General features: G+C 60.3%; 16 protein-coding genes and 2 pseudogenes. 11 read left to right on the top strand and 7 right to left on the bottom strand.

Annotation, left to right across the window (positions count from 1 at the left end):
* Positions 1-202: 202 nt before the first annotated feature.
* Positions 203-736, bottom strand: a complete 534-nt coding sequence (locus tag CKW40_RS29850; RefSeq protein WP_095203390.1) for an AcvB/VirJ family lysyl-phosphatidylglycerol hydrolase — start codon at positions 734-736, stop codon at positions 203-205.
* Positions 737-916: 180 nt separating this feature from the next.
* On the opposite strand from CKW40_RS29850, the gene CKW40_RS29845 reads away from it, so the two are divergent.
* Complete coding sequence (locus tag CKW40_RS29845) at positions 917-1,348, top strand: hypothetical protein (RefSeq protein ID WP_095203467.1); 432 nt, start codon at positions 917-919, stop codon at positions 1,346-1,348.
* A 198-nt stretch (positions 1,349-1,546) separates the two neighbouring features.
* On the top strand, positions 1,547-1,912 hold the full coding sequence (locus CKW40_RS29840) for an inorganic diphosphatase (protein WP_342202952.1): 366 nt from the start codon (positions 1,547-1,549) through the stop codon (positions 1,910-1,912).
* 139 nt (positions 1,913-2,051) lie between these two features.
* On the opposite strand, the gene scpB is transcribed toward CKW40_RS29840, so the two are convergent.
* Both scpB and CKW40_RS29830 read right to left on the bottom strand, forming a co-directional pair.
* Complete coding sequence (gene scpB / locus CKW40_RS29835) at positions 2,052-2,699, bottom strand: SMC-Scp complex subunit ScpB (protein WP_439331011.1); 648 nt, start codon at positions 2,697-2,699, stop codon at positions 2,052-2,054.
* A 53-nt stretch (positions 2,700-2,752) separates the two neighbouring features.
* Positions 2,753-3,712, bottom strand: a complete 960-nt coding sequence (locus tag CKW40_RS29830; protein WP_244571333.1) for a DUF1403 family protein — start codon at positions 3,710-3,712, stop codon at positions 2,753-2,755.
* Positions 3,713-4,050: 338 nt separating this feature from the next.
* On the opposite strand from CKW40_RS29830, the gene CKW40_RS29825 reads away from it, so the two are divergent.
* Positions 4,051-5,100 carry a site-specific integrase gene (locus CKW40_RS29825; RefSeq protein ID WP_244571346.1) on the top strand — a complete coding sequence of 350 codons (1,050 nt, stop codon included), beginning with the start codon at positions 4,051-4,053 and terminating at the stop codon, positions 5,098-5,100.
* A 42-nt stretch (positions 5,101-5,142) separates the two neighbouring features.
* Here the strand turns inward: CKW40_RS29825 and CKW40_RS29820 are convergent, their stop codons facing one another.
* Together CKW40_RS29820 and CKW40_RS29815 are read right to left on the bottom strand one after the other, a co-directional pair.
* A complete protein-coding gene (locus CKW40_RS29820; protein ID WP_095203386.1) occupies positions 5,143-5,661 on the bottom strand; it encodes an RES family NAD+ phosphorylase in 519 nt (172 codons plus the stop codon).
* A complete protein-coding gene (locus CKW40_RS29815; protein WP_006339603.1) occupies positions 5,658-6,047 on the bottom strand; it encodes an MbcA/ParS/Xre antitoxin family protein in 390 nt (129 codons plus the stop codon). Before CKW40_RS29815 ends, CKW40_RS29820 begins: the two co-directional genes overlap by 4 nt.
* A 34-nt stretch (positions 6,048-6,081) precedes the next feature.
* Here CKW40_RS29815 and CKW40_RS29810 point away from each other — a divergent pair.
* The 8 genes and pseudogenes from CKW40_RS29810 to CKW40_RS44705 all read left to right on the top strand — a co-directional run bounded on the left by CKW40_RS29810 (position 6,082) and on the right by CKW40_RS44705 (position 16,709).
* Positions 6,082-7,137 (top strand): annotated as a pseudogene (locus CKW40_RS29810) (tyrosine-type recombinase/integrase).
* Between the two features lie 624 nt (positions 7,138-7,761).
* A complete protein-coding gene (gene repA / locus CKW40_RS29805) occupies positions 7,762-8,970 on the top strand; it encodes a plasmid partitioning protein RepA (protein WP_095203385.1) in 1,209 nt (402 codons plus the stop codon).
* 70 nt (positions 8,971-9,040) lie between these two features.
* A complete protein-coding gene (gene repB, locus CKW40_RS29800; RefSeq protein ID WP_095203384.1) occupies positions 9,041-10,027 on the top strand; it encodes a plasmid partitioning protein RepB in 987 nt (328 codons plus the stop codon).
* 153 nt (positions 10,028-10,180) lie between these two features.
* Positions 10,181-11,386, top strand: coding sequence for a plasmid replication protein RepC (gene repC / locus CKW40_RS29795; RefSeq protein WP_095203383.1), 1,206 nt, complete (start codon positions 10,181-10,183; stop codon positions 11,384-11,386).
* 440 nt (positions 11,387-11,826) lie between these two features.
* Positions 11,827-11,913, top strand: a pseudogene (locus CKW40_RS45420) (helix-turn-helix domain-containing protein); the annotation flags it as partial.
* Between the two features lie 214 nt (positions 11,914-12,127).
* On the top strand, positions 12,128-13,210 hold the full coding sequence (locus CKW40_RS29785) for an AAA family ATPase (protein ID WP_095203382.1): 1,083 nt from the start codon (positions 12,128-12,130) through the stop codon (positions 13,208-13,210).
* Positions 13,211-13,367: 157 nt separating this feature from the next.
* The gene (locus CKW40_RS29780; RefSeq protein ID WP_244571332.1) at positions 13,368-15,545 is read left to right on the top strand and encodes a S8 family peptidase; all 2,178 of its coding nucleotides are present in this window, start codon (positions 13,368-13,370) and stop codon (positions 15,543-15,545) included.
* 564 nt (positions 15,546-16,109) lie between these two features.
* Entirely contained in the window at positions 16,110-16,709 is a 600-nt protein-coding gene (locus CKW40_RS44705; RefSeq protein ID WP_244571331.1) for a cold-shock protein, read from the top strand.
* A 403-nt stretch (positions 16,710-17,112) separates the two neighbouring features.
* Here CKW40_RS44705 and CKW40_RS45610 read toward each other — a convergent pair whose 3' ends face one another.
* Both CKW40_RS45610 and CKW40_RS45605 read right to left on the bottom strand, forming a co-directional pair.
* Positions 17,113-17,352, bottom strand: coding sequence for a DUF1173 family protein (locus CKW40_RS45610; protein WP_342202946.1), 240 nt, complete (start codon positions 17,350-17,352; stop codon positions 17,113-17,115).
* Entirely contained in the window at positions 17,352-17,597 is a 246-nt protein-coding gene (locus CKW40_RS45605; RefSeq protein WP_342202945.1) for a DUF1173 family protein, read from the bottom strand. The genes CKW40_RS45610 and CKW40_RS45605 overlap by 1 nt, the downstream gene beginning before the upstream one ends.
* Positions 17,598-17,698: the final 101 nt, after the last annotated feature.

Genomic DNA, 17,698 nt, shown 5'->3' with positions numbered 1-17,698 from the left:
TGGGCAAATAATTGTGAGCAAGCTTGGATCGCCAGACCTTGGCACGTCAAACGGCTCCAGGCGCCCTCCGCTAAGCGCGGATCATCACTGTTCTTGGTGGTTCAGGCTTCCTAGGACGAAGGATCGCGAAGAGAGTCCTGGAGCGGAACTGTTCCGTCCGCCTGCGCCGCCGAGCGGGATTGGCCCGAATTTCCGCGAAACGTCAAGCGGTTGTTCCGATCAGATTGCCGACATTCCTGTTACCATACTTCGGGGCCATGTAGTCAGCAAGGCTCACCGATCGGGACAACACTCGCGTTCTCATGCTGGCGAGAAGAATATTTGCAAGTGCGGGATAGTCTTCGTCGAAATGGTGTCCGCCCTTGGTCTTGAGCGTTTTGAATCCTGAAAGCAGGGGGTCGGTGCAAGCTGTGTCAGGATCATCCTCGCCATAGACACACAGTACGCGCCCGGGCGGGATGGTGGCAATCGCCGGCGCGACGGAATGGTCCCCTCCAACACCCAGCCAAGTACCGAAGGTCACCTGAAACGTGATCGTATGCTGGGTGGCAAGGGGTCCGACAAACCGGATGCGGTCCTTGATTCGCTCTGGCAGCAGAACCCAGGCAAACGGAAAAGTGTCGGCGCCGAAGGAATAACCGTAAACCGCGATCGGTAACTTACCCGTTGGGTCCGCGTGCTCGATGATCGATACCGTGTCGTCGGCCATTTCCCGGCGCGTGCGACGGGCGCTCACTTTCAGTACGCCGGCAATGACGCCAGCCGAACAGCCGAGGAGCCAACCTCGCTCGGACTTGCTACCTGTGGCTGCGCCAAATTTTGTCCGTGAAAATATCCCACCAGGCTGGCTCTTGTCAGGGCCTCGGCGCGCGATAATTTTTGCAGTGTGGGGGACTTCAATCGACAGGAGCCAACCATGAAACACCAAACCCCTGACCAACTGCAGACAATCGCAAAGGTGGAACCTTTGTCGACATACCCAATCATGACCCGCCAACAGCGCATCGAGCGTTGGGCAGAACTGCTGGAAAAAGATCCTGAGCGACGCCTGGGCGCTCTTATCGGCACCGAGCATCTTAAACGGGAAGCCCGTGACGCGTCACGCTGTGAGGGCTCGCCCATCACCGTGGCCTTCGAGGATCCGGTACTGCGCGAGCTGGGCATGAAGGATGATTCTTATGGGGAAGCCAAGCGGTTCTTCGAACTGACGGACGGCCAATTGCACAACATCGTTTGCAGTTGCCACGTCGGGACCACGTTCCGAGGTGGATGGGCCGCCGCTCGGGTTCGCCAAACAATCTCTGGGAACAAGTTGCTTAAATGGCTAAGAGGGAAAATGTGGCTCTGAGACGGCCTTAGAAGCTAGGTGGTTGATTGCGCTGAGAACCGACCCGCCTGATGTATGGTGTGGGGTCTCAGGCTTTGATCAAGAGCCGGCTTCTCCTCATTTCGGTTTGGGCTGAGGTGTTCTTGAAGCGGAAGCTATCGTTGCCGTCACCAGGATGGCAGTGATGGTGAGCCGGTCGCGGCGTATGACTGGGGCTTTATCCCTTCGACGCTTGAAGATGGCGACCTCCTGGATGGCCTTGTCATTCACCAGGCCGCCACGGCTCCCGGAGTGGTGATCAAGTGCGATTTGTTGGGTGCGTTGAGCGTCAAGCAGAAGGATGAGGGCGGCGAGGTTTTGCGCAACGACCGCTATATTCTTTGGCCTCATAAGGAAGACGCTCCCGACGAGCCGCTGGCCGCGGATCACGTCCCCGACGACCTGCGACGCGAGATCGAACAATTTTTTCTCGTCGGTGGCGGGCACGGGCAAAATGATCAAGTTCAAGGGGTGGCAAGACGCTATGCCGGGACAAGGCCACAGGGCGCTTCGTTGATGACTTCTACTGCAACGGTGAGCCGATGATCGACGCACTTGGCCTGGCTGGTCAGCTTAGCAGCAGTACGGACGCACTCAACAATGCTGATCGGAGTCCCAAGTTCCTTCCGACGATCCCCGCGTCCAATACGTAACGTCGGTCGGCTCATGCGCGGCAGGCGCCGAGCTAATCCTCGATCTCGACGTCGGCATTGTAACCGTGGGAGGAAAAGTCGGGCGCTATATCACCCGCCAGCAGTTTCTCCTTCGACAGCAACCCGGCATCCTCGAGCGCCTCGAAATCCGGCAAATCGCGCAGCGTATCAAGCCCGAACTCCAGCAGGAATTCTTTGGTCGTGACATAAGTGTAGGGCGCTCCCGGCGTCGGGCTACGCGGACCGGAAGCGATCAGGCCGGCACCGCGCAGATGACCAATAAAATCGCGACTGATCTCCTTGCCGAAGAAAGATGACAACTCGGCGCGGGTGATCGGCTGGAAGTAGCCGATGCACATCAACACCAGCACTTCAGATTGTGTCAGATCCACGGCTCGCTCGTTGCCGCCGACCGCGGCACGGATGGCGTCGGCATAGGCCGGCCGGGTCAAGTGCCGAAAACCGCCGGCGACGGCGACCAGGTCATAGGGCCGGCCACGCAGCTCTTCGCGGATGTCGTCGATCAGCAGATCGATGCTGCAGCTTTTGCCGACGATCCGGGCAAGCGTCTCGCGGGATACGGGTTCGCTGGCGGCAAAAATGGTTGCCTCGACGCGCTGCATCCATTCGCGCCAGCGCGCCTCCGGCGGCAGGTGATCCAACTCCCGATCAACCAGCATTCGCTGGACATCAGCTTTTTGTCTCGCCTGTTTCGCCGTCCTTGCCATTATCGTCAGAGCCCGTAGATGCGGAAGGTTGGGCGGCCGGACAGTTCACGCACGGCGCCGAGTTCAACCAGCCGGTCGAACAGCCGGCGCAGGCCGCGATCGCTCATGCCTGAGATCTTTTCCGAGGCAACGATCGCATCGTCTGACAGGAGCTTGTCGACGACAGCGTCCGCCGCCTTGGCCCTGAGTTTCGGCGCAACGGCAAGCAGCCGGTCCGCCCGGCGACCGAGCTCGGCCGACAGATCAATGGCGCGCAGCGCGGCGCGCGCCTGGGCGGCAAGCAGACTCTTCGCACGGCCGGCTTCATCCGCGATGCCCGCAGCCGCAACGGCGATTCCTGATCGGCGCGGACGGCTGGCACCGAGACCAGCAACCACCTCCGCGCCCAGCAAGGGCACCGCATGCGCCCAGTCCAGCCGCTGCGCCAGCAAGGCATCGGCGAACCAGGATCCGACGGCGCGCCCGAGGCTGTAACGCTCGGCGGCCGCGAAGGCGCCTGTCAGCGTTGCGACCATGCCAGCGCCGGCCGCGAGTTGCCGAAGCTCGCCGGCCAGATCACCGACCGCCTCATCATCCGGGGAGTAGCCGAACTCTTCCAACACCGCAGCGAGGTTTTTCTCCGACAGCATTTCGTCCCCGGGCCGGGCCGCCAGCCGACGCCACGCGAGCAGCAAAAGCCCCGCGGGACCGACAGACAAAAAATCGCCCGGCCGTGTGAGCAACACGGCATCGCGCAGCGCATTTTCATCCTCGACGCGGCCTGCCTGCTTCGCCGTTGTCGCGGCCGCCGCAAGCGCCAGCCGCTGCCGCCAGGCGCCGGCCCAGCGCTCCTGCCGACGTACCATCGCATCGAGCGCGCCAATGGCCGCGCCAGCTGTGATCGCAATGTCCCCAATGCCTTGTCCCGCAACCCTCTGGGCGTCGAGGGCAGCAGCCCGGCGCAGCCAGCCCGGCACCGTTGCCATCGATCCGATCGAAGGGGCACCGACAAGCGGCCCGTGGTCGCGCGGAGAGGGCTTAGGACGCAGAATCATCGAAGGCACGATGAATCATGGCGGCGCTTTTAGCAACAGAAATGGGCAAAAAGCGCTGTACCTGTCGCACAAACACAACGAACGATAATCTTGCATTATCATTCGTTTTGCTCTTTATAGTGCGAATGGCCGTTTTCAGCGCGCAGAACTCGGAAAAACACGTCGACCCGACCTCCGCACCGTCCCACAGCACGGCCGCCGTCATCGATCATTCGCCAGCAGAGGCGGTCGCCGACGATCTCCCCGATATCATCGATGCCGTTCTCGCCATGGGACAGCCGTCAGACGACTTTTCGGGGGAGAACACGGCACCGGCCGCGCAGCCAATTGTTGGCCTTCCGGCTCATCTGGAAGGGCTAGCCGAGCGCGCCCGTGATTACGTCGAGGCAGCAAGCTCCGCCAACACCCGCCGCGCCTACGCCGCCGACTGGAAGCATTTTTGCGCCTGGGCGCGCCGCCAGCATCTCGATGTGTTGCCGCCAAATCCCCAAACCGTCGGCCTCTACATCACCGCGCAAGCCTCGGGGTCGGGAGGGGATAAGAAATCCGTGTCGACGATCGAGCGGCGGCTTTCGGCGCTGACCTGGAATTTTTCTCAGCGTGGCCAGCCGCTGGACCGGAAAGACCGGCACATCGCCACCGTGCTGGCCGGCATTCGTAACAGCCACGCCTCCCCTCCCCGGCAAAAGGAAGCCATTCTGCCGGAAGACCTGATCACCATGCTGGAAACGCTGGACCGGGCCGGCTTACGCGGCTTGCGCGACCGCGCCATGCTGCTCCTGGGTTTCGCCGGCGGCCTGCGCCGCTCCGAAATCGTCGGTCTCGACGTCGGCCGTGACCAGACCGAGGATTCTTCCGGCTGGATCGAATTCTTCCCGGACAAGGGCGTTTTGGTGACCTTGCGCGGAAAGACCGGCTGGCGCGAAGTCGAAATCGGCCGCGGCTCGTCCGATGCCACCTGCCCGGTTGTCGCGCTGCAGATCTGGCTCAAATTGGCGAGGATCGGCCATGGCCCCCTCTTTCGCAGGGTGGCAGGGCAAGGCAAAAAAGTAGGCGCCGAGCGGCTCAACGACCAGGAGGTGGCGCGGCTGGTCAAGCGCACCGCTCTCGCCGCTGGTGTCCGCGGCGACCTGTCCGAAGGCGATCGCGCGACAAAATTCTCGGGCCATTCCTTACGTGCAGGGCTTGCCTCCTCGGCTGAAGTCGACGAGCGCCATGTGCAAAAACAGCTCGGCCATGCCTCGGCTGAAATGACTCGCCGCTATCAGCGCCGGCGCGATCGTTTCCGTGTCAATCTCACCAAGGCCAGTGGACTGTAGGCCGCAAGCGCCCTCCCCTGCCCTTCGGATGCCGAGAATGCGTTATCGCCAGGATAGCTGGTCCTTCGGCAACCGGCCGCTCGGGTCGAATACAGTTACCTTGTGCGGCAGATCCGGACCCCAGTCCCAAAGGACCAGGTTGCGATCCTCCATCTCGGCGCTCGGCGCGAAACTTGGGACCACAATGCCGGCAATATTTCGAGGTCGCAACCGGTCGTAGATGGACCAGGACGCCGGGCGCTCTCCGTCGCTGAGAGCAGTTGCCCAGGCGCAGGCCATCTCTTCGAGCGTCACAGAAAACTCTCCCCTCCCCTCTTGCGTTGTCAGATCCGCGATGTCGTCACAATCAATCTCATAGGAGCAAAGCACGCACGGATCGATCCGCTGTGCGAAGCCCTGGTTGGCTTCCTTGATCGCAGTCATGATGGTCAGTGCCAGATAGAGTGCCGGCACGCCTTTGGGATTGAATCGGGCGCCTCGGATCGCCGCTCCTTCGCCGGAAGTCGGCTTGAATGCCCAACGTGGGTCGTGTGCGCGGTAGCAGGTTCTGACGACCCTCACGCAAACCCGCCAACGGCCATGTGATCGAGATAATCACGGACCGCTGCGGCCTTGCCGTCCTTCACCAGCGCCTCAGCGGTGCGTCCCCCAAACGCTGGAAGTGGCTGAGCCCGATACCAAGCCATCGCCTGCTCCTTGCCACCCGCCCAATCCGTTACGCGGCTGATGATCTCGAGCATTTCCCGCAGACGCCCCTGGGTCTTTACCGTGGCGCTACGCTCTGACCGGTAAAGGGTCTCGCGCGCAAGACCGGCAGTCTGGGCTAACTGGCCTTTGGACATGCCAAAACCGTCCGCGACCTGCTCGATCGCAATCTTCCCATTCCGGTCCATGTAGGACAAGATGAGAGGTCCGTTCTGCTCTGGGATCTTGAGTGCATGGGCCACGGTATTCACCCTACCATATCGAGAGTCATATTTCTTGTGCAAAAGATATGGCACTTCTCGACAGCTTTCAAGCTCAGGGACAAACAATTTAGGCTGTTGCCACCGCCCTAGCAGGCACGTGGATCAAGCCGACCGTGCGCGCGATTATGTCGAGGCAGCAAGTTCGGCAAACACCCGTCGCGCCTATGCCGCCGACGGGAGGCATTTTTGCGCCTGCTGCCGGCGTCAGTCGTTTGATCCGCAGCCGCCGGACCCACAAATCGTCGGCGTCTACATCACGGCCCTAGGCCTCGGGATCGGCAAACAACAACAAGTCGGTGTCGTCCATCGAGCGCCGCCTGTGTCGTCGCTGACCTGGAACTATACACCACGCGGTCAACCGCTCGACCGGAACGACCGGGCATCGCCACCGTGCTCGTCGGCATCCGTAACAAACACGCCTCCCCGCCCCGTCAAAGGGAAGCCATCCTGCGCGAGGATGTTCTCGCCGTGCAGGAAACACTCGACCACGTCACACTGCGCGGTCTGCGCGACCGCGCCATGCTGCTTTTGGGCTTCGCCGGTGGCTGCGCCGCTCCGAAATCGTCGGCCTTGATGTTGCGGGCGATCAAACCGAGGACGGCCGCGCTCGATTGAATTCTTTCCAGACATGGGCGTGCTGGTTGCGGGCAAGACCGGCTGGCGCGAGGTCGAAATTGGTCGCGGCTCGTCCGACGCCGCCTGCCCGGTCGTCGCCCTGTAGGCTTGGCTGAAGCTGGCCCGTATTGCGCATGGCCCCTCCCGCCGCGTCACCGGTCAGGGCAAAGTGTTGGGAGCCGATCGGCTGAACGGTCAGCAGGTGGCGCGGCTGGTCAAACGCGCGGCCTTGCCGCCGGTGTGCGCGGGATCTTTCGGAGCGCGGCCAAAGGTCTTCTGGCGCAGGCCTCGCGTCCTCCGCCGAGTTGATGAACGCTATGTGAGGAAGCAGCTTGGCCACGCCTCGACGGTGATGACACGCAAGTATCAGAGACAGCGTGGCCGTTTTCGAGCCAATCTCACCAAGAGCATCCGCGCTCTGAAAGACTCCCCTCTATGTCGCTGGAGAAGGTAGTTAGCGTCTCGATTGGAAGCGGGAAGTAAAGCGACAGCGCTTTCGTCGAAGCGGTCTCACCGAGACGCGACTTGGCATCTGTTCGGGAACCATCTTCGACGGATCGGGAAGACGACCGCTATTCACATTTCGTCTGGTGAGCGAAATCGTCCCCACCATTCCGTCCTGATGCTTGGCTTTTATCGTGATGGCGACGAAGAACTAGCGAGCGCTGCCTTCTCTCCTCCGCGCTATCAGCTGAAACGCGTGGCTTAGCTTCTTTCAAGGGAGACGGAAGATGACATGGTCAATTTGCAATGTCGGGTCAGCTTCCGGCGATTTTCATCTGCAGCTATTCGTCAGAAGCTCAATGTCACGACCACTTGCCACGCTCAGGCGGCGGTGCAGGTCGCCAGGTAAACCGCTAAGAACTGCTGCGTGACGCTTGGGTAAGCAGCATTTGTCCGCAGACAAAATCGCCGAATTGTCTAGCATATTCAGTTGTATGAATCATTCGGTGATTCTATCCCGAGACCATTAAGCTTTTGTTAACTTTAAATTTCTTGCCCGGGCGAACGAATCGGACATAATGACGGTTGCTTAGCGCCTTTGCGTCAAAAATCGTTTTTAGAGGGCATCTATCGAATGAACGTGAGTTCGCCCGTTCCTATTAAAGTCCCGCTGCTGTTCGAGAAAAGCATCCTCGATCAGGGCGACCAGATATCGAAGAAATTGCACCTGCTTTCGATGCAGCGCTTCCCTCCCCACGCAAAGAAGAGTCTTCGTTCGTTCTCGCTGGCGGAGGTTGCGACCTATCTGGGGGTTTCCCAGAGCCATCTGAAGAAACTGCATCTGGAAGGAAAGGGACCGGTGCCTGAAACCTCGACGTCGGGCAGGCGCTCGTACAGTGCTGAACAGATGCTTGAGCTGCGCCAGTATCTCGACCAGTACGGGCGATCTGACGCCCGCATGTATGTTCCCCATCGGCGGCCGAGCGAGAGACTTCAGATTTTAGCTGTGGTCAATTTCAAGGGTGGCAGCGGAAAGACCACTACCGCTGCCCACCTCGCCCAATATCTTGCGCTTACCGGGCACCGTGTCCTTGCTGTCGATCTCGATCCGCAGGCGTCGCTTTCTTCGTTGTATGGGTTCCAACCTGAACTCGACCACACGAAATCGCTTTATGATGCGATTCGTTATGACGACGAGAAGGTGCCTCTCTCGGAAATCATCAAGCCGACGAATTTCCCGGGCTTGGATATCGTCCCTGCGAACCTAGAGCTGCAGGAATTCGAATACGACACGCCTCTGGCAATGACGGACAAGTCTTCGAACGTGGGCAGGGCGTTTTTTACGCGCATCTCGAAGGCATTGATGGAGGTCGATGATCGCTACGATGTCATAGTCATCGATTGTCCGCCGCAGCTTGGCTACCTGACGATCACCGCACTGACCGCGGCCACCTCAGTGTTGATCACGATCCATCCGCAGATGCTCGATGTTATGAGCATGGGCCAGTTTCTGCTGATGCTCGGGAACATCCTGGAGCCGATCAGAGCGGCCGGCGCCGAGGTGAATTTGGAGTGGTATCGCTATCTTGTTACCCGTTTCGAGCCGACGGATCAGCCGCAAGCGCAGATGGTGGCGTTCCTGCATACGCTGTTCGGCGAATTCATCCTCAAGAACCAGATGCTGAAATCAACGGCGATTTCCGATGCGGGGATTACCAAGCAGACCCTCTACGAAGTCGAAAAGAATGCGATGACTCGTTCAACATATGAGCGGGCAATGGAAGCCTTGGACGTCGTAAATGGCGAAATCGTAGATCTGATTCATGACGCATGGGGGCGTTGACTTTGTCTGCTGACAAAAGTGGATATTTTGCCAATGCATTCAATGGACTACGCGCTATCTGGAGGTAAATATGGCACGTAAGAATCTTCTTGCAGGCCTCGTAGAAGCGGAGACCGGCGACCAGGCGTCATCTGCCTCCACTGCGGCATATCCGATCCGCGGCGCGTCAAAATCCATGATCCGCTCGGTCAACGAGTTGGCAAAGCAAGCGGATGCGTATCTTGAGGGGGAGCATGTCGTCGAACTCGACCCAAGCGCCGTCGACGGGTCGTTCGTTTCCGACCGCATGGACGACGACGAGGAACAATACCAAGAGCTCCTGGCAGCGATTCGGGAGAGGGGGCAGGACTCTCCCATACTTGTCCGTCCGCATCCGGGCTCCAACGGCCGCTATATGATCGTCTTTGGCCATCGCAGAGTCCGAGTCGCCCGCGAACTGGGACGGAAGGTGAGGGCGGTCGTCAAGGAGATCGACGACAAGACCCATGTAATTGCCCAGGGCCAGGAGAATTCCGCTCGGGCAAATCTCAGTTTCATCGAGAAGGCCATGTTCGCAAAGCGTCTTGAGGATTTGGGGTACGACAGAGACGTGATCTCGTCAGCACTGGCCTCGAACGCCGCTGCGGTCTCGAAGATGGTATCGGTTGCCACAAGAATTCCGGCATCTGTGATCGGCAAGATTGGATCAGCTACGTCTGTTGGCCGCGAGCGGTGGGTGGAGCTGTCTCTGCTCGCCGGCAAGAAATCTGAAATCGTTAATGCAATCTTGTCCGGACCAGAATTCGGTGAGTTGGAAAGCAACGAACGCTTCGAAAGGTTGCTAGCAGCGCTGAACGCGAAGGGGAAGCCGGTTCGCAAGGTAGCTGTGAAGTCCCAAGCACAATCCTGGGTCCCCGAGGACAAATCAGTCAGCGTCAGCGTCAAGAAGGCAGGCAAGGCCGTCACGATCGCCGTGAAGGAGATGAATGGCAGCCGCTTTGGGACGTGGATTTCCGATAATCTGGGCAACCTTTATGAGGCGTTCAGAAAGTCGGAGAAAACATCAACAGGAGACTGAAACCGCAAAAGAAAAAGGCCCCCGAACGTCACCGTCGCGGAAGCCCTTCTCGTCTGTCGCAAGCTGAGAATCGCATTTCCCCGAATCACTGTCAAGAGTCGTGGCGCCGTTTTGGCGAGCAGATTTCTTTTGCCTGATAGAGGGTGAAAGAAAATGGAGACGGGTATTGCAACGACGCCCTTTGGGCGGCGGCCGATGTCGCTTGCCATGCTGGCAGCGCAAAACGATTCACGTGAAATCCCCAAGGGCAGGGTCGTCGACAAGTGGCAGATTTACCGCAACCTGTGCGAGGGTAAGAGCATCGTCGGCATCGGCGATCGCGCTTTGGCCGTGCTGAATGCGTTGCTGTCATTCTATCCTGACAGCGAATTGAGTGAGGAAAACGACCTCATCGTTTTTCCCTCGAACGCACAGCTGTCGCTCAGGGCGCACGGAATGCCCGAGCCCACAGTCAGGCGGCACCTGGCGGCTCTTGTTGACTGCGGGCTGATCATCCGTCGGGATAGCCCGAACGGCAAGCGTTACGCCCGTAAGGGCAGGGGAGGGGAGATCGAGGAAGCATTCGGCTTCTCCCTGGCGCCGCTGCTGGCCCGTGCTTACGAGTTCGAGGCGGCGGCCGAGCGTGTGCGTGCCAACAACCGGGCGCTCAGGCTAATGCGCGAGCGGATCACCTTGCACCGCCGTGACATCCACAAGCTGATAGAGGCGGCCCTTGACGAAGATGTCCCAGGCGACTGGGGAGGCCTGTGGAAGCGTTTCCGCCGCGTTGTGGAGGCAATTCCGCGCCGAGCTTGCATTGCCGAGCTCGAGCCTATCGTTGCCGACCTGGCCGCCTTGCGTGATGATGTGGATAAGCTGCTGGAAATCCATATGAAATCCACGAATCCGAGCGGCAATGACTCTCAAAACGAGCGGCAGCAATCTGATTCAAATACCGACTCTATTTTTGAATTTGAACCTGCTCTAGAAAAAAGCGGGGCGACGGCCGAGCCCAGGACGAGAACCGCAGAGGCGCCGAAAACATACCCGCTGGGGATGGTGCTGAAGGCCTGCCCCGAAATTGCGGATTATGCCGTCGATGGGATCGGCAATTGGCGCGATCTCATGATTACCGCCGCCCAGGTGAGGGGATATCTGGGCGTTTCGCCGTCAGCGTATGAGGAGGCTTGCCATGTGATGGGCCAAGAGATCGCGGCGATCGTGATTGCCTGTATTCTGCAAAGGGCGCAGCACATCAACTCGGCCGGCGGCTATTTGCGGGTATTGACCGAAAAGGCGACGGCAGGGCAGTTCTCCGTCGGGCCGATGCTGATGGCGGCGCTCAAGGCGAACGGCGCGACGGCGAGGATGACGGGATGACGATCGCCAATCCCTGTCGCTTTGCACCTGGCTCAAAGCATTTCAGCGATCGCATCAGGCACGCAAGCTTCAGTGCACCAAGACAACAAGTCTGGTAGCCTACGGCATGTTGTTGAAGTGTAACCTTTGCTCACCCATATGCGCGGTGCGCCGGATGTTTCCTCCCATTCGTCTGGTCAGCTGACCGTGAATTGCGACTGGCCGGATACGAAGTTTACCGGTTTGGAGCGAACGAGCTAGTCGGCAACGGGGCTGAGCCGAGGATCGACGACTTTTTCGAAAAGCTCTTACGACTGCATCGCGTCCGGCAATGAGGTAGCCCGCAGCACGCTAGTCTAGGTCCCTAAGCGAGATCAAATCCCAAGCATGAAACGGGTAACACGGCCTGTGAAGCGGTCGGTCGAAATCGTCTTGGTCGCCACACCCCACAGGAACTGCGCCCACGGGACGCGCTCAATCTCGTCGCCGACCTCGGACTGCGCGAGATCACCGGCAGGGGACGCTACCGGGCATGGGGGATCATGTAGCCGTGCCGCGTGGACTCAATGGGGACAATTTGTCATGCAAACGTGAACCCGCGAAAGCAAGCGCCGATCTGGCAGGAGTTCACCAAATTTAGACGTGGACTGGCGGGTCACCTGCGCGAATGCTCTGGTCTGTTAAGAAGTTCTGTCTATAAACTGCTGTGGACGCTGATTGCCATGGTCGCGTCCGGCGGGGGCTCGGGAAGGTCATTTTGCTATGGCATCGGCACAACAGCTCATCGGGCTCGTGAAGAGCCACGCCGAAGGCGACGAAAAGCGCTTCTTCGATCTCGCCATGCAGCTTGCTGCAAGCGAGGAGCAGAAGGGTCATTCCCGCCTGGCTGAACAGTTGCGCCAATGGGCCGACGCCGGCCAGCAACCGCCGAAGCAGGTTGCGACCAGGCCAACGCCGCTCGCCGCGCCGCGTGGCGATCTCGCAGGTTTTTTGAGCGCGAGCTACCCGACGACTCGACTGAACGATCTGATCCTGCCTGCGCATCTAGAGGACGAACTGGCCCATATCGTCATCGAAACCCGCATGACGGAACGGCTCGAAGAGAAGGGACTACGCCCCCGCCGCCGGCTGCTGTTGGCTGGACCGCCTGGGACCGGCAAGACGTTGACCGCCGAGGCGCTCGCCGGCGAGCTCAAGTTTCCGCTGTTCACCGTCCTTCTGCATGGGCTGATTACCAAGTTCATGGGCGAGACGGCGCAGAAGCTGCGTATGATCTTTGACGCGGTGCACACAACGCGCGGCATTTATCTGTTCGACGAGATCGATGCGCTGGCGGCGGCCCGCGGCGCCGAAAACGACATCGGCGAGGCGCGGCGGATCCTCAATTCGTTCCTCCAGTTCCTCGATGAGAATACCGGCCCGTCGATCGTCGTGGCGACCACCAACCTGCCGGAGATCCTGGACCGCGCGGTGCTGAGACGTTTCGACCTCGTCCTGCCCTATGAGTTGCCGGACGCCGGAGCGATCGAAAAGGCAATGCACCGGCGCTTGCGCGGCTTCCAGACCGCCGGCGTGGAGTGGCGTGACGTCGCGCGCCACGCCGAGGGGCTGTCGACGGCCGATGTCGTCGCGGCCGGCGAAGACGCGGCTCGACGAGCAGTGTTGGGCAATTCTGAAGTCATCGAGACCGCCGCCGTGATCGCCTCACTTGCGCGTCGCCGCTCGTTACACAGTATAGGGGCGGGAGCGAATGCCGAGGGATCGCCAACACTTCATTCTGTACAGCGTCGCGGCTCGACACGAGTTCAAACCAAAGGGCGGCGGGTCGGCAAAACATCCAAGTGATGTCGCCAACCGCGCCGGCCACGCACAGGCACTGCTTCAAGCACTGGACCATCTCCCTGACATAGCGGGGCAGGGGCTTCCCGGCGTTTATCTACAAGTCGAGGGCCGCGCCGGCGAGCCGATGATCACATCTAGCCTCAACGCCAGCGACCTGACCTTGCTTCGCGTCGAGCCTGCCCGCCCTGCACTTAACCAGCCGCAGCGTGCCACCGTCTTCGCGACGGACGAAGGTCTCGGCAAGCTTCGACGCAAGGTCGAGGACTTTGAGCAGAAAGACCGCAAGAGCGGCCGGCCCTACAATGCCGATCTGGTGCAGAGCATCGGCGCGATCGTCGAGGCAGGGCTGCGCGCGCTGTGGCGTAGCCCTGCGGCAAGGTTTCCGGACGGGCAGGGCGCCGTTCCCTGGGAGATCTGGCTCGACAAGGCGGAAGCGGCGGGGTTTATCGGTCAGGGCCCTGAGTACGGTGTCGCCGTCGGCGCCGATCGCCTCGAATTCCCCGAAGACATCGTCGTGATCGCGACGGCCACCCGCGAGGCGCTAGCGCTGGCCATTCGTCGGCTCGCCGGCGTCAGGGCGCTGGCCGCACCAAGCGTCACGGCGGACTATTTCGACGCGATGAATCCGGATGAACAGGATGATTGGGTCGACAGCCTGCAAGGCTGGACGACCTTTGAGGCGGTCGACGATCCGAACTACGTCACCCTTCTCGATAGAGGCGTGAGCCGGGCCCACCCGCTGATCCAGCCGGCGCTGACTGCTGCCGATCGCCATGCCGCCGATCCGGCATGGGGTGTCGAGGATGTGGTCGGCCATGGCACCCAACTTGCAGGGCTCACGCTCTACGGCGATCTCACCGTGGCACTTCAGACGATGCAGCCCATTCGCATCCGCCATCGGCTCGAATCGGCAAAGATCATTCCGGATGCCGGACATAACCCGCACCATTTGCTCGGCGCGGTCACGCGTGCCGCGGTCAATGCCGCGGAGACGACTGGAACCCGCCGCCGCACATTCTTGCTTGCCAGCACCACGGAAGACGATTCCCCACACGACGGCGCTCCGACGTCCTGGTCGAGCGAGCTCGACCAGTTGTCCGCCGGCGTGTCCGGGATCGTGAAGATACGTCGCCTGATGCTGGTTTCCGCCGGCAACAGCGACCAGAACAGATTCGGAAATGGGGACTATCTTCCCGTATGCGATGATCCGGGCAACGAGCTCGAGTCACCGGCGCAGGCGTGGAATGCCGTCTGCGTTGGCGCCTATACCGAAAAGAATACCCTCCCTGCTGGCGAACCCGGCACGCCTCTCGCCCCGGTTGGCGACCTTGCACCCTCGTCGCGAACGGCTAGCTGGTCTTCGCATTGGCCGCTCAAACCGGACATCGTCATGGAGGGCGGCAACTGGCTGGTCAGCGGTCCGCCGCCGCCGATGAAACATGCAGCGCTGTCCCTGCTGACAACCGATCACACCTACCCGGCCCGAGCCTTCACGACCGTGGGCGAGACAAGTGCGGCGACCGCGCTCGCTGCTCGGTCGGTCACCGAATTGTGGTCCGACTATCCGGATCTGTGGCCGGAAACGATCCGGGCGGTGTTTGTGTCGTCGGCCCGTTGGACGGAGCGGATGCGCAGCCACCTGCCTATGAATCCCGGGAAAGGCCACTTCGCTCCGCTCTTCAAACGCTATGGATACGGCGTGCCAGACATGGAGCGAGCCCGTCGCAGCGCTTCCAACGCCCTGACACTGATCGTCCAGGATACGATAACGCCGTATCGCCTCAGCGACAGCGGCGGCGCCGATCATGTTCACAACGAAATGAAGCTGTTCGAGCTACCATGGCCGGTGGAGGAATTGCGCAAGCTGGTCAACCACCCGGTCACCCTTCGCGTGGCGCTCAGCACCTTTGTCGAGCCCAACCCCTCCGAGCCGGCGCGGGGCTCGAAATTTCGGTATGCATCCCACAATCTGCGCTTCAAGCTGAATCGAGCAAATGAAGGCCGAGCTGCGTTCATTGCACGTATCAGCAAGGCGGCTGAAGAGCCCGATGAGCCCGCGATCGACGAGAATGACGGCTGGACGTTTGGCCGAAACCGGCGCGACGTCGGCTCGCTTCAGATAGACCAGCTTACATGCCCGGCGTCGGATCTTGCTCGTCGCAACTTCATTGCCGTGCATCCCGTGGCCGGCTGGTGGAAAACGCGGGCGATTGAAAATCCGCATGAGCGGCCTGTTCGCTTCGCTTTGGTTGTCGAGATCGATGCAAGCGAATCCGAATCCAATCTCTATGCCGAGGTGAAAGCCGTCATCGAAACGCTCAATGTAGCCGAGGTTTGAGAGGCGGAAGCCGGTTCATCCCTCAGGAGCAGCGGACTTCAAGGTAGGCAGCGTATCGGCAGAAGATACTTGTTCGAGTCCTGCCGCCAGGATCTCAGCGCCATATCATTGGCCTGAACTGGAGGAGCCAAACCGCTGCCTTGGTAATATCTGCAGGCCTCGCCTGCGCAGGAAATGCGAAACCTAATCGCTGATTGCCGGCGATGTCTTGGCCAACTCGACCGGCGGATATCGTCGATCGTACGTTCCAGACGCCTAGCCGGTCAGCGTCGTGGCGCTGAGACCCTTCTAAGAAGGGTTGAAAACCGTATCGCAATCAGACAAATCGTTGCACATCGCATGAGGATAGCGTGAATTTCAGCAGTGTTCGAGGGGTGGCGACTCTCTGGGGGCACACGCCTGTCGGCGATGCTCAAGCCCCGTAATGCTGGTCTTGACTCTGCGGCTTGCATCCCTGCCGCGGATGCAGCAATCCCTGCTCCAATACCGAGGACAACCCGAACGGATGTCATCCGAAGCGCAGCGATGCGCCATCAGGGCCATTTGACACGAATGCGTCGCCCGATGGAGATTATACTGACGCAGGGCAGTACGATTTTCGTGCAAGTCGAGACGATCATGAGCAAACATAGAGACCATCGCGAGCCACGTCGGCGTCGATATGACGATGATCCCGTTTCCTTTCCGGAACGGGCTGTCGAGCCGAGCTACTTCCAGCGCTCCCCCGCCGCGACCACGGAGGCTCTCGATGCCGAGGTGATATGGTTCAACGCCAGCAAGGGCTTTGGATTTGTGAAAGTGTCGGACGGCACCGAGGTCTATCTGCACATCCGCGTGCTCGAAGCGGCCGGAAGCCGTGGTGTCTCCGAGGGAACTCGTCTCAAGGTCAGGATCGAAGAAGGCCTACGAGGCCGGCAGGTCGGGCAGGTGCTGGAGATAGGCGAAGACACCGCGAATGCTCCACCATCGGCGCGCCCGGTTGGAGGTGCAGTCGCGGGATCAGGTGCGCAGGGAGAAACCGAGGGGACGGTCAGATGGTACAATCCCGAGAAGGGCTTCGGCTTCATCTCGCCCGCCGGTGGAGAAGGATGTGTTCGTTCATGCCACCGCGCTGACCCGTTCAGGGATTGCCGTGCTGGTGGAAGGGCAGAAGGTGTTTGTTGAATGCGGGCAGGGTAAAAAAGGTCTTGAGGTCCGGAGCATTCGCCTCGCCTAAACCCCAATGCATTGGCCTTGGACCTGATCCGTCTCCTCAAGAACAAAAAAGCCCGCTGCCGGGAGGAGGTGGCAGCGGGCTCGATCTTCGAAAACAGCGCGGGAGGAGGTGTGCTGCGTTCTATACCGGCATCGCATCTGGGAGGAGTAGATGGCCGACAACTGGATCATAGTGATAACCGAACGTATTGCAATGCACAAATTCCTGTTCGCAGATGCGAAAGCGTTGCTTCGGCTCTTATTTCTTTCGGTGCGGCCTGGCTAAGGCAATGGCGGCATTTCTCCATCCGCTAAGCGCCACATCCATGCATCGATCTCAGGGCGCAATGCGATCAACTCTTCAATCGCTGCATCAAAGGCAGAGTCTGTCGAGGACGGAATGACGTAGAGGGCTGAGACTGAAGGTCGCGACCGCAATCAGATGCGAGGTCTCATCCGCCCCCCAAAGCGCGAGCTCACTGTCGAAACGAGCCTGAAGCCGCTGGTGAAGCACGTCATCGAGCAGGAAGACGAAACCGGGCATGTGCTTGATGACCAGTTTTTGACCGCTGCGTGCCGGCGCAAATTCCTTGACCTCGCCGATAAGGATCATCAGCTTCTGGGACCGCTCGTCGGGGGACGAGCTGTTTCCAACGCAGCCGCCCGCCGCTGCTCGATCGCCGTCTTGTCGGCAGATCGAAACGCTTCCGGCACGAAGAGCACATCACTCAGCGGTCCACCCTTGACCGTCATCTGGCGCGCGGCTTCGATAAGGTGCCAACGAATGTTCCACCAATGCCGCTTCCCGGATCGCATCGCCTCCATTGCTCCGGACGCCGCCGCATCCCACACAGCCATTGAGTCATGGATCTCTGGCCGAAGCAACCCGAGAGTTCGAGGGCCGGAATGAGGTCGGGCCTTTGGAGCTGCGCCTCCACTGGAATGCCCGGCGGTGTGGC

This window comes from Mesorhizobium carmichaelinearum (assembly GCF_900199455.1).
Lineage (GTDB): Bacteria > Pseudomonadota > Alphaproteobacteria > Rhizobiales > Rhizobiaceae > Mesorhizobium > Mesorhizobium carmichaelinearum.
This window is presented reverse-complemented; position numbering and strand designations above follow the sequence as displayed.

Excerpts from the sequence above, each read along its gene's own strand:
- CKW40_RS29845 (WP_095203467.1), top strand. The coding sequence starts at position 917 with ATGAAACACCAAACCCCTGACCAACTGCAGACAATCGCAAAGGTGGAA.
- scpB (WP_439331011.1), bottom strand. The coding sequence starts at position 2,699 with ATGCTGGTTGATCGGGAGTTGGATCACCTGCCGCCGGAGGCGCGCTGG.
- CKW40_RS29830 (WP_244571333.1), bottom strand. The coding sequence starts at position 3,712 with ATGGCAACGGTGCCGGGCTGGCTGCGCCGGGCTGCTGCCCTCGACGCC.
- CKW40_RS29825 (WP_244571346.1), top strand. The coding sequence starts at position 4,051 with ATGGGACAGCCGTCAGACGACTTTTCGGGGGAGAACACGGCACCGGCC.
- repA (WP_095203385.1), top strand. The coding sequence starts at position 7,762 with ATGAACGTGAGTTCGCCCGTTCCTATTAAAGTCCCGCTGCTGTTCGAG.
- repB (WP_095203384.1), top strand. The coding sequence starts at position 9,041 with ATGGCACGTAAGAATCTTCTTGCAGGCCTCGTAGAAGCGGAGACCGGC.
- repC (WP_095203383.1), top strand. The coding sequence starts at position 10,181 with ATGGAGACGGGTATTGCAACGACGCCCTTTGGGCGGCGGCCGATGTCG.
- CKW40_RS29785 (WP_095203382.1), top strand. The coding sequence starts at position 12,128 with ATGGCATCGGCACAACAGCTCATCGGGCTCGTGAAGAGCCACGCCGAA.
- CKW40_RS44705 (WP_244571331.1), top strand. The coding sequence starts at position 16,110 with ATGGAGATTATACTGACGCAGGGCAGTACGATTTTCGTGCAAGTCGAG.
- CKW40_RS45610 (WP_342202946.1), bottom strand. The coding sequence starts at position 17,352 with ATGATCCTTATCGGCGAGGTCAAGGAATTTGCGCCGGCACGCAGCGGT.
- CKW40_RS45605 (WP_342202945.1), bottom strand. The coding sequence starts at position 17,597 with ATGGCTGTGTGGGATGCGGCGGCGTCCGGAGCAATGGAGGCGATGCGA.